This window comes from Protofrankia symbiont of Coriaria ruscifolia, assembly GCF_900634745.1.
Lineage (GTDB): Bacteria > Actinomycetota > Actinomycetes > Frankiales > Frankiaceae > Protofrankia > Protofrankia californiensis.
In genome coordinates, this window is the sequence record NZ_CAAAFR010000062.1 from 18,060 (window position 1) to 32,396 (window position 14,337).

A 14,337-nucleotide genomic window follows, 5' to 3' on the forward strand; every position below is an offset into this window, starting at 1 on the left:
ATGACAGCCCTGTGATGAACACGGTACCAATGTTCCGGCTGTTCCTGGTGAGCCGCGCCGTTTCGTGGGTCGGGACCGCGATGACACTGGTGGCGCTCCCGGTGCTGCTCTACCAACGCACCGGGAGCGCCGCTGCCGCGGGCGTGCTGGCCGGTCTTGAAGCAGTGCCCTATCTTGTCCTCGGGCTGCCGGCGGGTGCGCTGGTGGACCGCTGGGACCAGCGACGCACGCTGATGCTCACCAGCTTCTCCAGCGGCCTGGTGATGGCAAGCATTCCCCTTGCATCCTGGGCCGGGATCCTGACGACACCGCACCTGTTCATAGCCGCGGTCGGTGTTTCGTCCATCTTCGTGTTCTTCGACGCTGCCGGTTTCGGTGCTCTGCCGGCCATCGTCGGCCGCGACGCGGTCCCCGGAGCGACCGGAGCGATGGTGTCGGTGAGCACCCTGGTGAACCTGGTCGGGCCAGCTGTCGGCGGTGTCGCCACGACCACCCTGGGCGCGGCGGGCGTCCTCGCGCTGGACGCGCTCAGCTATGTGCTCGCCGCGGTCCTGCTGGCCCGGGTGCGCTGGACCGTGGAGCCGGCCACCGGCAGCGCTGATGACGAAACCACCGACGACGGCACAGCCACTGGCCGACGGCGGGTCACCAGAACCCGCCGTGACATCGCCGAAGGGCTCCGGTACATCTGGGATCACCGCGTCATCCGGACGCTGACACTGCTCGGGACCGGCGCGAGCATTTCCGGCGGTGCGGTCAGCGGCCTGCTGGTCGTCGTCGCGGTTGAACAGTTCGGTCTTGCCGACGACGACTCCCGGATCGGACTGCTCTACGCTGCCGCGGCCTTCGGCACGCTGATCACCAGTACCTTCCTCAGCCGCATCCAACAGCGAGCCCCCACCGGTCTGATCACGCTGTGCGCACTCGGGGTCAGCTGGCTTGCGCTGATCTGGTGGTCGCGGAACACGGTATGGCTGCTGGGGCTGGGGATCCTCATATTGTGGCAGGCAAGTAACTCTCTGGTCATTCTCAACGGCATCGTCGTCCGGCAGGCTGTGACACCCCAACGCCTGCAAGGTCGGGTCAACACCACGGCACGGATGATCGCCTGGGGTGGAACGCCGCTCGGCGCCATGCTTGCTGGCGCGCTGGCTGAAGCCTGGGACATCCGGACAGCCCTGCTCGTCACCTCGTCGGGTGTCGGTGTGGCGCTGGCGATCGGAGCCGGGACGAACCTGCGCCGCACCGGCAAGCTTGCGGACCTCATCGGAGCGCGGGAGATGCCGGCGCCTGGAGCGCCCGCTGAACGCAATGACCAGCCGCTTACCGGAGCTCACACCGCAGTGGCACCCGAATAGCACTTCGCCGCTTCCGCGTTACGCCGGAACATGCTACGGTATTAATCGTAATGAAAACGGTTATCGTTATGGAGAGGAGGTAGTCATGGAGGAGATCTCTTTCGAGGTGCTGACCGAGGAAGCGGTCCTCGCTGCCCCGCAGGACCCGACCACCCATGCCCTGGTGCAGAACCCGTTCGCGTGGGACGAGGAGAAGTAGTTCGCTGAACCGAAGGCGGTGAGCTACTCCTGGCAGTGGTCGCCGGTGGATATCCGCATCTCCCCGCGGCGCCGGCGACCACGGTGCCCGACCGACGCCATTTGAGGCATCCGGCTACGCGAAAAGTACTGATAGTCGCGCAGTCTTCGGCCTACTGCGCTTGAAGAAAGGCACTCACGTGTTCGCGCCGGGTCATCATCTGTACCGAAGCGTCGACGGCAGTTGGCGTTACAGCGCACCCGGAGACGTCTTTGTTCGAATCGGCGGTGACGACCGGCTGCTCACGCTGGTACAGCAGCTCGAAGCCGGAGTCCCGGGTGTGAGCGTTCCTGAGGCTGATCGGGTCGGTGTCGAGCGAATCATCGCCGCGCTGACCGAACGCGGCGTGCTCGTGGATCCGGATCACAGCCTGCCCGTTCCAGCGGGTTGGAAAGTGCACATAGAAGGCGACGATCCTATCCCCGAGAAACTCCTCGAACTTCTCGACGAAGCCGAATGCACGGTGGGTTGCGTGGACGAACACGTGGTGGCCCGATCGGATGTCATCGTCAGCTGCGCGCAGTGGCTGCCGGACGCCCGATGGCGCCAGCTGGACAGCTGGTGCACGGAACACCGAACGCCGTGGCACGGATGCCATGCCGAGGGCGCCACGTTCGTCATCGGGCCTTTGTCGATCCCGGGCCGAACCGCGTCCTACCGGGATACCCGGGGCCGTCGACTCGCCGCGGCCGCACTACCCGACGAACTGATCGCCCACTGGGCATACCTGGACTCCGACGCGGTCAAACCGGCCGTGCGATTCACCCCGGCAGCCGTGTCGGTGCTGGCCGGTCTGCTCGCCGCGGATCTGCTGGCGTTGGCTGCGGGCACCGGCGTCCCCAGCGAGGGCCACCAGCTCGTCATCGACCTCGCCACGCTCTCGATCACCCGCCATCGGGTACTTCCCCTGCCCGAACTTGCGATCAACCCGGCATAGCCATGGGCAACGGCGCTATCGGCAACCGCGTAGGGGTGGGCGGCATCGACACGAACCAGTTCGTCCATGCGGCAGACGGCGCCCTGATGGCCACCGACGTGTACCTCCCCGACCGGCTGCCCGCCCCGGCGATCATCACCCGTACCCCCTACGGCCGCTCGGCACTGCTGGCAAACGGCATCGGATGGGCCAGGAACGGCTTCGTCTACATTGCTCAGGACGTACGGGGCCGCTACGGATCGGAAGGGATATGGATTCCCTACCATAATGAACGCTCCGACGGGCGGGCTCTCGTCGAATGGGTGGGTGAGCAATCGTGGTGTGACGGGAACGTGATTCTCGCGGGAGCCTCCTACGGGTCGTTCACGGCGTGGGCTGCCGCGCTTGCCGCACCCGACCTCGTGCGCGCGGTGATCAGCGAAGTTCCTGCCGCCGGGATGCGCCAAGCCAATTTCGAACCTTCGGGCGTACTGCGGCTGGCCGAATACGTCGGTTGGTGGACCGAGCATGCGGACGGCCGTACCAGCAGAAACGGGTTGTCCGCGCAGATGCTGCGATCCCGTCCGGACCTGTTGCGCCATCTTCCAGTGGCCGAAATCGGCCAGCATCTATGGGCGCGGTTGCCCCATTGGTGGAGCACGATAGACCCGGATAAGTCCGACAAAGGAAAGACGGCAACCTGGGAGGCGGAACCGGGCGACCAGGAGCTTGCTCGCTGCGCACTGCCGTCCCTGCATATAGGCGGGTGGTATGACCTGTTCCTGCCGCAGACCTTCCACCAATGGGCAACCGTCGGCAGCGGGTGCGATCCGCGACCGGAGCGAGGGCTCGTGGTCGGACCATGGGGACATGAACTGTCCACCCCGAACTCCCACTCGGCCGGCGGCCGCGAGCACGGCCCCGAATCACAACTACCACTGGGCAGGATTCAGGTCGACTGGATTTCACGGGTGCTGGCAGGAGGCGACGCGTCGATCACGAAGGTTTTCCTGATGGAGGGCCAAAGGCGGCGCGATCATGTTTCTTTCGCGCTGCCGGAGGCCCAGGTCCCCGGGTCGATGGAGGACAAACAATGGTTGGATCACTGGCCGGCGTCGACCGGCATGCTACGGCTACACGCCACCGCGGACGGTGCACTGTCACCGACGCCTCCGGATCAGACCGCCGAGCATCATTTCGACTACGACCCACTCGACCCCTTTCCCAGCCTCCCGGTCCATCGCGACCGGGCTGTCCTCGGCGCCCGCCGCGACGCCGTAACCTTTCGAAGCTTCCCGCTGACGCATCCCGCCGCCGTTGCCGGGTCGCCCACGGTCCGGCTGTCCGTACACACCACCGCCCCGAGCGCAGACTGGATCGTCCGCCTGGTACAGCGCTTTGACGACGGCCACGCACTCGAGATCACCTCTGGATCGGCTGTCACCGAGAGCAGCGTGCGCACCCTCGACGTCGTTCTCGGCGCCACGGCCCTGGTGCTTCATCCTGGCAGCCGGCTCGAGCTCCACGTCACCAGCAGCGATTTTCCACGGCTGGCACGTAATCTCAACACCGGCCTCGATCGATACACCACGAGTGCCACCAGGACAGCCATCCAGACGATTCACAGCGGGCCGGTTCACGGCTGTTTCATCGAATTACCGGTGATGGAGTACCAATGATTTCCGCAGATATTCCGCCGGCCGAAAGCCTGCTGGTCGACAGCCGGTTCGGTGTCATCACACAGGTCGTCCCGTACCGGCCGAGCCCCCGCATGCCCCGCTCCTGGGTCGGCTGGAGCGCACGGGCAGGCGACACCCGTACGTTCGCCGCGTGGGAGGGCGAACGATACGGTTTCGGCGCCTCCCTTGGAGATCATGATCGGGCGCGCAGAGCCGCTGTCGGGGAGGTCGTCGAACGCTACTGTGGGAACGCGGTACCCGAGGAGCTGGAGATTGCCAGCTACACCGACCTGACCGTGGCGGGACGAGACACGTTGGACCCGGCGGCTTTTGCTCTTTACTCCGACCACCAGTACAACGCCCGTGGCTTCCCCTTCGAGCGTTTCACCCGCGACCTCCCGGTAGCCTGGGTGCCCGGCCGCGATCTGCACACCGGGCAGCGGGTACTCGCGCCCGCGTCGATGGTCTACCTGAACTACTTCCGAGGCACGCATGTGACGGAACCCGCCACCCATGCGATGCTGTACGCGGGAATCGCCACCGGCGAGAACCGCGAACATGCCGAGCGGTTCGCCCTGGAAGAACTCTTCGAACGCGACGCGAACACAATCTGGTGGGCAAGCGGAACGAGCCCGCAGACCGTTGTCGACGCCGCCGAGCTTCTGGCCCGGTACAACATGTCCCCGGACGACGGTACCGGACGGATTATCCGGCTGCTGCGCATCCCGGGGCAGTTCGACGTCCCGGTTCTCGCCGCGTTCATCGCCGAACCCGAACAGGGTCTCATCTCCTACGGCACGGCCTGTCGGGCCGACCCGCAGGAGGCGGCGAAGAAGGCCCTCGTCGAAGCCTTCGCGATGCTGGAGTTGACCGCCGAACTGGCTGATGCCGACAGCGCGCACTGGCGGGCCCTGGCACGTGGAGAGATACCCGCACACGCCTACCGGCCCTACCGTGCCGATCGGCGCTACGCCGAGGACTTTCGACCGGACTTCCATGATCTCGTCGATCTTCCCGCCGTCGCGCAGCTGTACCTGGACCCGTGCATGCAGGGGAAGCCACTCGACCGACTGCGGGACCGGACACGGCCCATCCGGCTCGCGGACATACCCGTGGTCGAGGAGACTCGGGCCCGTCAGCACTACCTGGACATCCTGGCCGAGCGGAACCTACGGGCCGTCTCAGTGGACGTGACCACGTCCGACGTCCGGGCCGCCGGTCTGACGGTGGTACGTGTGATCGTGCCAGGGCTCTACTGCAACCCTCCCGCCGCTTTTCCGTACCTCGGCGGCAGCCGGCTGTACACCGCGCCCACCGAGCTGGGCTGGGTCACCGAAGACCTGACCGAGGACACGTTGTACCCATACCCGATTCCTCACGTGTAGGGCGCGCAGATGAATCTCTCCGCGATTCTCGACCCGAGAACGGGCATCATCCGCCGGATCGAGCGCAATACCATCGCGCCCACACTGCCACCCGAATTCTTCATGGTCACAGCTGTGCTTTCCGACACCACGAGGTTCTCCGCCTGGGCCAGCGACTTCGCCGGGGCCGGATATGCACTGCTGGACGAAAGCGCCGCGATCGGACCCGCCGTCGGAGAGGCTGTCGAGCGGTACTGCGGAAATCTGGTCCCGGCCGGGTTGCGCCGTGCCACGTTCGCCGAGCTCACTGCATCCGGCTGTCAGGTCGTCGATCCACGCTCGGTGGTCCTGTTTTCCCCCACGCAGTACGGCTCACCACGCTTCCCGTTCGTCGAATTCAGTGAAGATTTCGAACTGGAGTGGGTGTGCGGCACCCAGATGCCGACCGGAGCCGTCGTCTGGGTCCCGGCGAATCTTGTCTGGGTGTCGTACGCGCATCGGGCACCTGCCCGCCGCGTGCCATTCCTCAACCCGGTCCTCAGCTCCGGGCTGGCCGCCGGGGTTGACGAGGCCGGAGCCCAGTGGTCAGCGCTGTGCCAGATGGTCGAACGCGACGCCCTGACCATGGCCTGGCATGGTCGCCGGCTGTTGCGAGAAGTGATCCCGCCACCCTGGCTGGCGCAGCTCGGCGCAGGGGCGCAGGGGAGCCTGACGACCCGCTTCATCGAATTCCCCAACGAATTCGGAATGATCGTCATTGGTGCGCTGGTATTCGATGAGACCAGCGGCTACCTCTCCATGGGCGCGGCCTGCCGGACCACAGCGGAACCGGCGATGCGCAAGGCTCTGGCCGAAGCCTTCCAGCTGCAGATGTTCGTCGGCGATCTCGACGACCCGGACGGGTCGTACATGCGTGCCGCGCGTCGCCCGGACAGCCCACTCAAGCGGTGGCGAGCCGACCGGTTCTACCTCGACGACTGCCGTGATGATCTCGCTGACATCGTCGAATACTGTACCCACCTGCAGCTCTTCCTCGATCCGCGAATGCAGGACCGCCTGGAGGCCGAACTCGCTGATTCCATCACCGGGACGGTCACCTGGGAAAGCCTCGGCACGGGCGCGCCTTTCGCCGCGACAACCGATCCCCTGATTCTCGCAGAAACGTTGGCGCGGGCAGGTCATCCGGTGGTGTCGGTCGACGTCACCACCGAAGATGTGCGTCCGACCGGTATGCGCGTCGTGCACACGCTGGCGCCCGGGCTGTACTCGAACTCGTCGGTCGGCCTGCCGTTTCGCGGTGGTACGCGGCTGGCCGAGCAGCTTGCGGCGGTGGGTAAACCCCGCCGAGACTTCCCCTTGCCGCATTAGTCGGGTCGCCGACCGAGCGGGAACACCACCGTCGGGAACATCGAGTCGGGGATTCGCAGCAACTGCGTGACCATATGATCGTCGAAGGCCGTCACCGCACATGCGGCCAGTTCGAGGGCGGTCGCGACCAGGTAAAGATTTTGAATGGCGATACCCGAGTCGACATGCAGCGTCCGGTAGTGGCGGATCGGGTATTTCACGAGCGTGGTATCCAGTCGGGCAACCAGAAAAACCATCACCGGTGCCCGTTCGGCGAAATCGGGTTGAACCAGCACCGAACGCAGTGCTGCCGTCGGGTCGCCGGCCCACAATGTCTCCAGACAATGACCCTCGGGTTCGTAGCGAAACACCCCGCCGGGTATGTCGCCACCGGGTTTGGCTGCCACGTATACCGCTAGTGATGGCAGACCGCCCGCGGACGGAGCCATGCGTAACTGCTGCTTCCCACCAGCGGGCAACCGGACCGTTCGCTGCGGCCCAAGTGCCCACCGTAACAGCGACGACAGCTCCTCCGCGCCTGGTGGTTCGACATGAAACCGATAATGGGACTTGCGGGTTGCGAGTACCTCGCCGAGTCCGACCGCCACGTCCGACCGCGGTCGAGGTAGCGCAACCTGAGCCGTAGCCCTGGACAGCCCGTCAAGCACAACCTCACGGGTCGGGAGGCCGTTGAGAAGCCGCTGGATCTGCCGAACGCGGCCGATCGCGCTTGTCGTGTCACCCATACTCGTCCTCTCCGGCTCGGAGAATCGACTCCGATGATCATCGGAGATTTCCGTAACCTCCTGAGGCGTGCAACAACTCGCGCCGGTGGCTGTCGCCCGATTCTTCTTCCGCCAGGCACGTGCCAGGCATGCGGTGGCCGATATGGGCGAGGACGCGGCTGGCGTCGGGTTCGGGGGAGGAACCGGCGTCGCAGGTCCATCGAGTCGGGCAGGTCCGGGTCGAACCAACGGCCACCGTGGTTGTCGCCGCGTTCATGGCGAGTGTCGAGGCTCGGGCATGTGTTCTTCTCTCCGTATCTGGGAAGGGAGTCACCCATCGGCGTCGCAGGCCGGCGGGCGGCGTCGAGCGAACTTCTGGCACGGCGTATTCCACAGTTGATATGAAAACGATTTTCTTTAGTCTATCGGCTCGTCGACGACCACGCCGGTCAGATCGTCCGTGAGGCCATCCACTACGTCCAGGAGGAGAAGTCGTGACCACCGCAACCGCACACTCCCCGCACCACAGTGTCACCGAGCACAGCCATGAGGCCGGGTGTGGGCACGTCGCCGTGCCGCACGGCGACCACGTCGACTATGTCCACGACGCCCACCTGCACCGCTCACACGGGGACCATTACGACGAGTGTGAGACCGCGGGGCACACCGAGTGCGGCGGGCACACTCACGCCCATGGCGACGGCTGCGGGCACGTGGCCGTGCCGCACGGCGACCATGTCGACTACCTCCACGACGGGCACCGGCACGCCGCGCACGACGGCCACTGGGATGATCACTGACGGTCGCGCACCGCCGAGTACCGGGCTGCCACGGCCTCCGTACCGGCCTCACGCCACGCCACGCCGGTCGGCGACCGGCGGTCCACGTCACGCGTTGGTCAGACCGTCCCGGCGACAGCGTTTTCCCGTGCTGTGCGGGCGGCCGGGAGCAGTCCGGGTGTGGGCCGGAAGTCGGGGTCGATCTGGGTGGTCAGGTCCATGCCGGTGGCGTCGTTGGCCCACGCCACGGCGTTGCGTAGGTGGATGTCGTGCATCTGCGCGACGAAACGGTCCCGATCGTGGACGGTGGCGTCGACCGCGTGCTGAATCTCGGCCAGCGCCGCCCGGTTCTCCGGTTCGAGATCGTCGATGTCGAACGGCCGGCCCTGTTCCATCGCCCGGACCGGTGCCGACTGGGTGAAGCAGACCAGCAGGTCCTCGCCGATCTCCCGGCGTAGGAACGCGACGTCCTCGACATCGGTGACCTTGTTCCCGAGCACGGACAGGGTGACGTCGAAGTCGGCGGCGTACTCGCGGTACTGCCGATGCACCGCGACCCCTTTCCGGGTCGGCTCGCAGACCAGGAAGGTGTGGTCGAAGCGGGTGAACAACCCGGACGCGAACGCGTCGGCGCCGGCGGTCATGTCCACCACCACGTATTCGCCCGCGGTGTCGAGCAGGTGGTTGAGCAGCAGCTCGACCGACCCGAGCTTGGAGTGGAAGCATGCCACGCCGAGGTCGTCCTCGGTGAACGCGCCGGTGGCCAGCAGCGTCACACCGGCGACGTCGACACCGAACCGTGCCCACAGCGGATTGTGGCCGGTCACCGACAGCAGCCGCGACCCGGACCCGGGAGGGGTCGTCTTCACCATCACCGATGTGGACGGGATGCGCGGGTTGTCCCCACGCAGGTAGTCCTTGATTGCGTCGATGTGCTCGCCCATCGGCGGCGGCACGGTGTCGTCGTCGAGGCCGAGCGCGACACCGAGGTGCTGGTTGATGTCGGCGTCGATGGCCAGGACGGGGCGGCCGAGGGCAGCCAGGTGACGGCAGAACAGTGCGGACAGCGTGGTCTTCCCACTGCCACCCTTGCCGACGAATGCGATCTTCACGATGTGCTCCGATGACGTGGCGGCACTGCTACGGTCGAACACGATACCGGAATCGTAATCGTTTTCGTTAAGTCTCTAGCGGCAGGCCTGTCCGGTCAGGAGGTAGCCGACGGCGCTCCCGTCCCGACAGCAGAGCCGCAACCCGGACCGCAGCCGCACGCATCCGCCTCGGTGGCCGGCAGCGCCGCGGCGGCAGGAGTCGGGCAGCACCCCCTGCCCTGCCAGGCATCGCAACCCTCTCTGACCGCCACCATAGCGATCACCAGGGCGATCATCAGGGCGGCGGTCGGGTCCGCCCACGACCAGCCCAGCGTGGCGTGGCGTGGCGTGGGCGAGCAGGCCGGCCGGCGGCATCCCGGACAGGTAGGTGCACATCAGTCGTTACATGACATGATCGCTGCGCCGGATTGGCTGTCGCATCAGCGATGCCCCGGCAGGTCACTCACCACAGACCGTAGCGCTCCCCTGGTGGACGTGACCGACTCGTCGCGACATGACCCTGCCGGGTCGCGCCCGAATTGCCCCCGAAGGAAAACCATCTGTATATTGGATAGACACACTCTGTGACTGGAGGCTGCATGGCCACGACCCGAGCACCACAAACCGCTCCTCTACTGACACCCGCTGAGGTAGCCACCATGTTTCGGGTGGACCCCAAGACCGTGACCCGCTGGGCCAAGGCCGGAAAACTGACCTCGATCCGCACCCTTGGCGGCCACCGCCGCTACCAGGAAGCCGAGGTCCGTGCGCTCTTGACCGGCATCCCCGCCAGGGATGACACGGCCTAACCCACCACGATCAACCACACCGTCAAGGCTCCCCGTTCCCGGGCCGGCGGAGCCTTGACACACACCCCGGTACGCCACCGATCCTGATTCCAGACGGACAGACCCGCAGCGTGAGGGGGCTACCGGGCTATCCCGTCGCGGCGAATCCGTCGCTCGTGGGGAGGACGAGGGTGGCGACGGCTCCGCCGTCGGGATGGTTGGCGGCGCTGACGGTCCCACGGTGCGCGTGGGTCGTCGCGGCGGCTATGGCGAGTCCGAGGCCGGTTCCACCGTGGTCGCGGGTGCGAGCGGCGTCGGACCGGCTGAAGCGTTCGAAGGCGTGGGGGAGGAATTCCGGGGGAAATCCGGGGCTGTGGTCGCGGACCTGGACGGCGGCGGTCGTCCCGGCGTCGGCTCGGTGGGCTCGGACTTCGACTGCGGTGCCTGGCGGGGCGTGGCGGACGGCGTTGGCCAGGAGGTTGTCGACGGCTTGTCGGAGCATGCCGGTGTCGGCGTCGACGACCACGGCCAGGCCACGGCAGATCAGAACCGCGGTGCGTTCCTCATCCTCCACGACCAGCATTCGCACTATCAAATCGTAGGATCCGCCGGCACACGAGAGCGACGTGGCGGCTGCCGGCTCCGAAGGCCCGTGCTCCGATCCACGTCGCAGCCGGCCTGGCGCGGCGTTCATGAGGAGGTTCATGACGAGGCGGGTGGTCGGGCACGACTTGTGCGAGAAGCGCGCCCAACAGCGGCAGGACGGTGCAGGACAGGGCCACGGCCAGGAGCCACCCGGCGGCGACGTCGGTGGGCCAGTGCATTCCCAGGTAGATGCGGCTGGTGCCGACGGCGAGCGCCCACGCCACAGGGACCGCGACGGCCGCGACCCGGGTCGAGGGCCGCCGAGCGCGGTGGGCGAGAGCCGCGGCAAGCCCGGCGGCGACCAGGGCGGAGGTGGTGGTGTGACCAGACGGCAGGGCGGGGCCGGACGCGTGCCAGGCCCAGTCCGCCGCGGGTGGCCGGGCGCGGTCGACGGCGTGGGCTAGTGAGGTTCGGACCAGTTGTCCCACTGCCAGGGCCGCGGCTCCGACGGCCGCACCGTGCAACCACCATCGCCGTCGGCCTATCGCGACCGCGCCAGCCGTCGCTGCCAGGACGTACGCCCAACCGCCGTTCCCGCTGTCGGTGACCGCGGTCGCGACGTCGGTCGCCGGGGTGCTGCGGTGGGACAGCGCCCACTGGTGGAGGATGGTGTCGACGGCGAACGGGGTGCCGTGGCGGGCGGCGACGGCAGCCACGAGCACCGCCAGCAGGAGTCCCGCCACAGCGGCGGCAAGACGACGATGGGCGCTCACGGTTGTCTCCTTTCGCGTTGCCGGAGGGCGTGGGCGGGGGCGTCAGCCAGTGAGTGCTCCGGTGGCCAGGAGCCCGAACAGCGCGAGGCCTACGGCGACGCGGTAGGCGACGAACGCGTCGAAGGAGTGCTTGGCGACGTACTTCAGGAGCCAGGCGATCGAGGCGTACGCCACGGCGAACGACACCAGCGTGCCGACCGCCAGCGGCATGACGGCTACCCCGCCGCCGACAGCGTCCTTCAGCTCGTACAGACCCGCGCCGGTCAGTGCAGGAATGGACAGGAAGAACGACAGCCGGGTGGCCGCTACCCGGTCCAGGTCCCGGATCAGCGCGGTGGACATGGTGGCGCCGGACCGGGAGAACCCGGGGAACAGCAGGGCGAGGATCTGCGACGAGCCGACGGCCATGGCGTCGGGGAGGTCGATGTCGTCCTCGCCGCGCTTGTGCCGCCCGAACCGGTCGGCGAACCACATCACCGCGCTGCCAGCCAGCAGCGAACCGGCGACCACCCACAGCGAGGCTAGCGGGCCGTCGATCAGGGGCTTGGCCGCGAGACCCACGACGACGACAGGAATGGTCGCGTAGACCACCCACCAGGCGAACTTGTAGTCGTGATTCTGTCTGGCCGCGGGGTTGGTCAGCCCGTGCACCCAGGCTCCGACGAAACGGCGGATGTCGGCGAAAAAGTACACCAGGACGGCTGCGATCGCGCCGACCTGGATGACCGCGGTAAAGCCGACGACGGCACTGTCGTCGACCGAGATCCCCATCAAGCCTTCGGTGATCTTCAAGTGGCCGGTGGAGGAGATCGGGAGAAACTCCGTCACGCCCTCGACGATGCCGAGGACGACGGCCTGCCCGACGCTGATCGCGCTCACGTGATTGTGTTCCTTGGGGTGGGTTGGGCACGGCGGTAGCCGCACGGTCACATGCTGGAGCCGTGTCGGCTCCAAGGGTCGGAGGAGCAGCCGGGCCCGGCGCTGGCAGGACCCGTTCGGTCGACGGTGCGGTTCGTCCGCCAGTCGGACCAGCGTCGCGCGCCGCGGGTCGCCGACTTGCGTGACGAGTTGCGCGTTAGGACACCACGCATGTGAAGACGATGTAACACCTCCGCGCAGGTCGTGCGAAGCTCAGCCGATGCGATCTTGATCGACGATGCCGTGAGGAGCCGGCCCGGTGCGCGCCTGTTCGCGCAACCGGTGAGTTTGCACGGTCGGCAGTTTGCCACGGTCGTCGCCGGCCTGTCCCTGGCCCCCCGGCGGCAGACCGAGGAGATCGCCGTCGTCGTCCTTGCCCGCTCCCGTTGCGCTGATGAGTAGCGCAGAAGCCCTGGTCAGGCCGACAGGCGAATGTCTGGCACCGATACGGGGCGGTTCAATGCGGGGTTCTCACTTCGGGACAGATTGACCAGGCGCTGCCGCGACCAAGCCGACTTCTCCGGCGGTGATGGCCAGGCGTTTGTCGTAGGTCACAAAGGCGCTGATTGTCTTCCCTGACGCGACGAGCTGGTCCGCGGTGGCCAGGTGGATGGCATCCGGTGACCGCAGATGGGGGAACGGGTAGGTGCCCGCGGTGGCTCGGACCGCGTCGTCGATGTCCAGCCGGTCAAGATGGGCGAGGACCAGTACTACGGCCGTGGCCATGACGGTCGCGGCCGGACGCGACGTCCGGCTGGACACCGCGTGACCGTGCGGGTGTCGACGGAGGTTTTTCTCTGGCTGTGGGTAGGACGAGGGGGTCTGGCGGTCGACCTGACCGTCAGAAACGTGGCGATGGGGGATGGCCGCGTTGCCGACGGCTCCGGCGAAGGAGGGAGACGGTGGTCATGACGAGGTGGTTTTTCGAACCCGGGCACACGGGCGCGGAGTTCAAGGCCAGGCACATGATGCTCACCTACGTACGGGGGCAGATCAAGAACATTCACGGGTTCGTCGAGTTCGACCCGGACGAGCCTGAGAAAGCCCGTGTTGAGGCGACGTTGGACGCGACCGGGGTGTACACCGGCGAGCCCACCCGAGACGCTCACTTGCGCAGCGCGGACTTCTTCGACGTCGAGCACCACCCGACGTGGACGTTCGCGGGAACCCGAGTAGCTCAGCTGAGCGCGACCGAGTTCGAGCTCACCGGGGATCTCACGGTCCGCGGTGTCACGCGTCCGGTGACGGTGAACGTGACCTACCTCGGCCAGTGGGACACGCCTTGGTGGGAGAACGGTCGGGACCTCGGGCCGCGGCGACGCGCGGGCTTCGTCGCCACGACCCGGATCAACCGGCACGACTTCGCCGTGAGTTGGAACGACGTTGTCGACCGTGGCGGTGTCGTGGTCAGTGACATGGTCGACGTCAGCGTCGATGTCGAGGCCGTTCTCGAACCCGCTGCAGCCGGCAGCGCCTAAGAGCATCGATCAGGCCGCGCTGGGAGGCCGGGATCTCAGCCGTCCCGGCGGTCTCGGGTGTGGTCGCATCCTCGTACTTACTCGCCTCGGCTGGTCGTTGCGCAGCGGGGTCCGGGTAGGTGGCGAGGCGTCCGCCAGTTGCCCCCTGATGATCTATGTGGCCCGTGCGGCGGTGCCGGCGGGCGGTATCCCTCCTCCGAGAAAAGGTCGGCCCGCCGCCGGTGCCGCAGTCAGGAATGGGACCGGGCCGGCTCCCGCCGACGGGCGAGAAGCCCGTCCGTTACCCGTTACCCGTTAC

Annotated in this window: 15 protein-coding genes and 1 pseudogene; 9 read left to right on the top strand and 7 right to left on the bottom strand. The window is 67.0% G+C overall.

What is annotated here, in order from left to right; all coding sequences use genetic code 11:
• The first annotated feature begins 14 nt into the window (after positions 1-14).
• The 6 genes from CV1CTNOD_RS09270 (at position 15) to CV1CTNOD_RS09290 (ending at position 6,923) form a co-directional block, all read left to right on the top strand.
• Positions 15-1,358 (top strand): MFS transporter, encoded by a 1,344-nt coding sequence (locus CV1CTNOD_RS09270; RefSeq protein ID WP_242606540.1) that lies wholly within the window; start codon positions 15-17, stop codon positions 1,356-1,358.
• Positions 1,359-1,443: 85 nt separating this feature from the next.
• Complete coding sequence (locus tag CV1CTNOD_RS26455; RefSeq protein ID WP_241251414.1) at positions 1,444-1,557, top strand: streptamidine-related RiPP repeat protein; 114 nt, start codon at positions 1,444-1,446, stop codon at positions 1,555-1,557.
• Positions 1,558-1,735: 178 nt separating this feature from the next.
• The gene (locus CV1CTNOD_RS09275) at positions 1,736-2,533 is read left to right on the top strand and encodes a TOMM precursor leader peptide-binding protein (protein WP_131785727.1); all 798 of its coding nucleotides are present in this window, start codon (positions 1,736-1,738) and stop codon (positions 2,531-2,533) included.
• A 2-nt stretch (positions 2,534-2,535) separates the two neighbouring features.
• Complete coding sequence (locus CV1CTNOD_RS09280; RefSeq protein WP_131785728.1) at positions 2,536-4,191, top strand: CocE/NonD family hydrolase; 1,656 nt, start codon at positions 2,536-2,538, stop codon at positions 4,189-4,191.
• Positions 4,188-5,576: a YcaO-like family protein gene (locus tag CV1CTNOD_RS09285; RefSeq protein ID WP_131785729.1), complete on the top strand. Its 1,389-nt coding sequence runs from the start codon at positions 4,188-4,190 to the stop codon at positions 5,574-5,576. The genes CV1CTNOD_RS09280 and CV1CTNOD_RS09285 overlap by 4 nt, the downstream gene beginning before the upstream one ends.
• A gap of 9 nt (positions 5,577-5,585) precedes the next feature.
• Positions 5,586-6,923 (top strand): YcaO-like family protein, encoded by a 1,338-nt coding sequence (locus tag CV1CTNOD_RS09290; protein WP_131785730.1) that lies wholly within the window; start codon positions 5,586-5,588, stop codon positions 6,921-6,923.
• Here the strand turns inward: CV1CTNOD_RS09290 and CV1CTNOD_RS09295 are convergent.
• Positions 6,920-7,648 (bottom strand): SagB family peptide dehydrogenase, encoded by a 729-nt coding sequence (locus CV1CTNOD_RS09295; RefSeq protein ID WP_131785731.1) that lies wholly within the window; start codon positions 7,646-7,648, stop codon positions 6,920-6,922. The genes CV1CTNOD_RS09290 and CV1CTNOD_RS09295 overlap by 4 nt on opposite strands.
• A gap of 473 nt (positions 7,649-8,121) precedes the next feature.
• Between CV1CTNOD_RS09295 and CV1CTNOD_RS09300 the strand changes: the two genes are divergently transcribed.
• Positions 8,122-8,427, top strand: coding sequence for a hypothetical protein (locus CV1CTNOD_RS09300; RefSeq protein WP_131785732.1), 306 nt, complete (start codon positions 8,122-8,124; stop codon positions 8,425-8,427).
• 98 nt (positions 8,428-8,525) lie between these two features.
• Here the strand turns inward: CV1CTNOD_RS09300 and CV1CTNOD_RS09305 are convergent, their stop codons facing one another.
• The gene (locus CV1CTNOD_RS09305) at positions 8,526-9,518 is read right to left on the bottom strand and encodes an AAA family ATPase (RefSeq protein WP_131785733.1); all 993 of its coding nucleotides are present in this window, start codon (positions 9,516-9,518) and stop codon (positions 8,526-8,528) included.
• A gap of 95 nt (positions 9,519-9,613) precedes the next feature.
• Positions 9,614-9,896, bottom strand: a pseudogene (locus CV1CTNOD_RS27740) (hypothetical protein); the annotation flags it as partial.
• Between the two features lie 200 nt (positions 9,897-10,096).
• Here CV1CTNOD_RS27740 and CV1CTNOD_RS09315 point away from each other — a divergent pair.
• Complete coding sequence (locus tag CV1CTNOD_RS09315) at positions 10,097-10,306, top strand: BldC family transcriptional regulator (protein ID WP_131766411.1); 210 nt, start codon at positions 10,097-10,099, stop codon at positions 10,304-10,306.
• A 127-nt stretch (positions 10,307-10,433) separates the two neighbouring features.
• Here the strand turns inward: CV1CTNOD_RS09315 and CV1CTNOD_RS09320 are convergent, their stop codons facing one another.
• The 4 genes from CV1CTNOD_RS09320 to CV1CTNOD_RS09335 form a co-directional block, all read right to left on the bottom strand.
• Positions 10,434-10,868, bottom strand: a complete 435-nt coding sequence (locus CV1CTNOD_RS09320; RefSeq protein ID WP_242606547.1) for a sensor histidine kinase — start codon at positions 10,866-10,868, stop codon at positions 10,434-10,436.
• A complete protein-coding gene (locus CV1CTNOD_RS09325) occupies positions 10,849-11,643 on the bottom strand; it encodes a phosphatase PAP2 family protein (protein ID WP_131785735.1) in 795 nt (264 codons plus the stop codon). Before CV1CTNOD_RS09325 ends, CV1CTNOD_RS09320 begins: the two co-directional genes overlap by 20 nt.
• A 42-nt stretch (positions 11,644-11,685) precedes the next feature.
• A complete protein-coding gene (locus tag CV1CTNOD_RS09330) occupies positions 11,686-12,522 on the bottom strand; it encodes an undecaprenyl-diphosphate phosphatase (protein ID WP_131785736.1) in 837 nt (278 codons plus the stop codon).
• A 510-nt stretch (positions 12,523-13,032) separates the two neighbouring features.
• Positions 13,033-13,323, bottom strand: a complete 291-nt coding sequence (locus tag CV1CTNOD_RS09335) for a hypothetical protein (RefSeq protein WP_207386296.1) — start codon at positions 13,321-13,323, stop codon at positions 13,033-13,035.
• A gap of 146 nt (positions 13,324-13,469) precedes the next feature.
• Here CV1CTNOD_RS09335 and CV1CTNOD_RS09340 point away from each other — a divergent pair, with 146 nt between their 5' ends.
• On the top strand, positions 13,470-14,039 hold the full coding sequence (locus tag CV1CTNOD_RS09340; protein ID WP_242606548.1) for a YceI family protein: 570 nt from the start codon (positions 13,470-13,472) through the stop codon (positions 14,037-14,039).
• Positions 14,040-14,337 lie beyond the last annotated feature (298 nt).

Bases quoted from the DNA above. Each gene is read 5' to 3' on its own strand.
- CV1CTNOD_RS09270 (WP_242606540.1), top strand. From the start codon at position 15: ATGAACACGGTACCAATGTTCCGGCTGTTCCTGGTGAGCCGCGCCGTT.
- CV1CTNOD_RS26455 (WP_241251414.1), top strand. From the start codon at position 1,444: ATGGAGGAGATCTCTTTCGAGGTGCTGACCGAGGAAGCGGTCCTCGCT.
- CV1CTNOD_RS09280 (WP_131785728.1), top strand. From the start codon at position 2,536: ATGGGCAACGGCGCTATCGGCAACCGCGTAGGGGTGGGCGGCATCGAC.
- CV1CTNOD_RS09285 (WP_131785729.1), top strand. From the start codon at position 4,188: ATGATTTCCGCAGATATTCCGCCGGCCGAAAGCCTGCTGGTCGACAGC.
- CV1CTNOD_RS09290 (WP_131785730.1), top strand. From the start codon at position 5,586: ATGAATCTCTCCGCGATTCTCGACCCGAGAACGGGCATCATCCGCCGG.
- CV1CTNOD_RS09295 (WP_131785731.1), bottom strand. From the start codon at position 7,648: ATGGGTGACACGACAAGCGCGATCGGCCGCGTTCGGCAGATCCAGCGG.
- CV1CTNOD_RS09315 (WP_131766411.1), top strand. From the start codon at position 10,097: ATGGCCACGACCCGAGCACCACAAACCGCTCCTCTACTGACACCCGCT.
- CV1CTNOD_RS09320 (WP_242606547.1), bottom strand. From the start codon at position 10,868: ATGCTGGTCGTGGAGGATGAGGAACGCACCGCGGTTCTGATCTGCCGT.
- CV1CTNOD_RS09340 (WP_242606548.1), top strand. From the start codon at position 13,470: ATGACGAGGTGGTTTTTCGAACCCGGGCACACGGGCGCGGAGTTCAAG.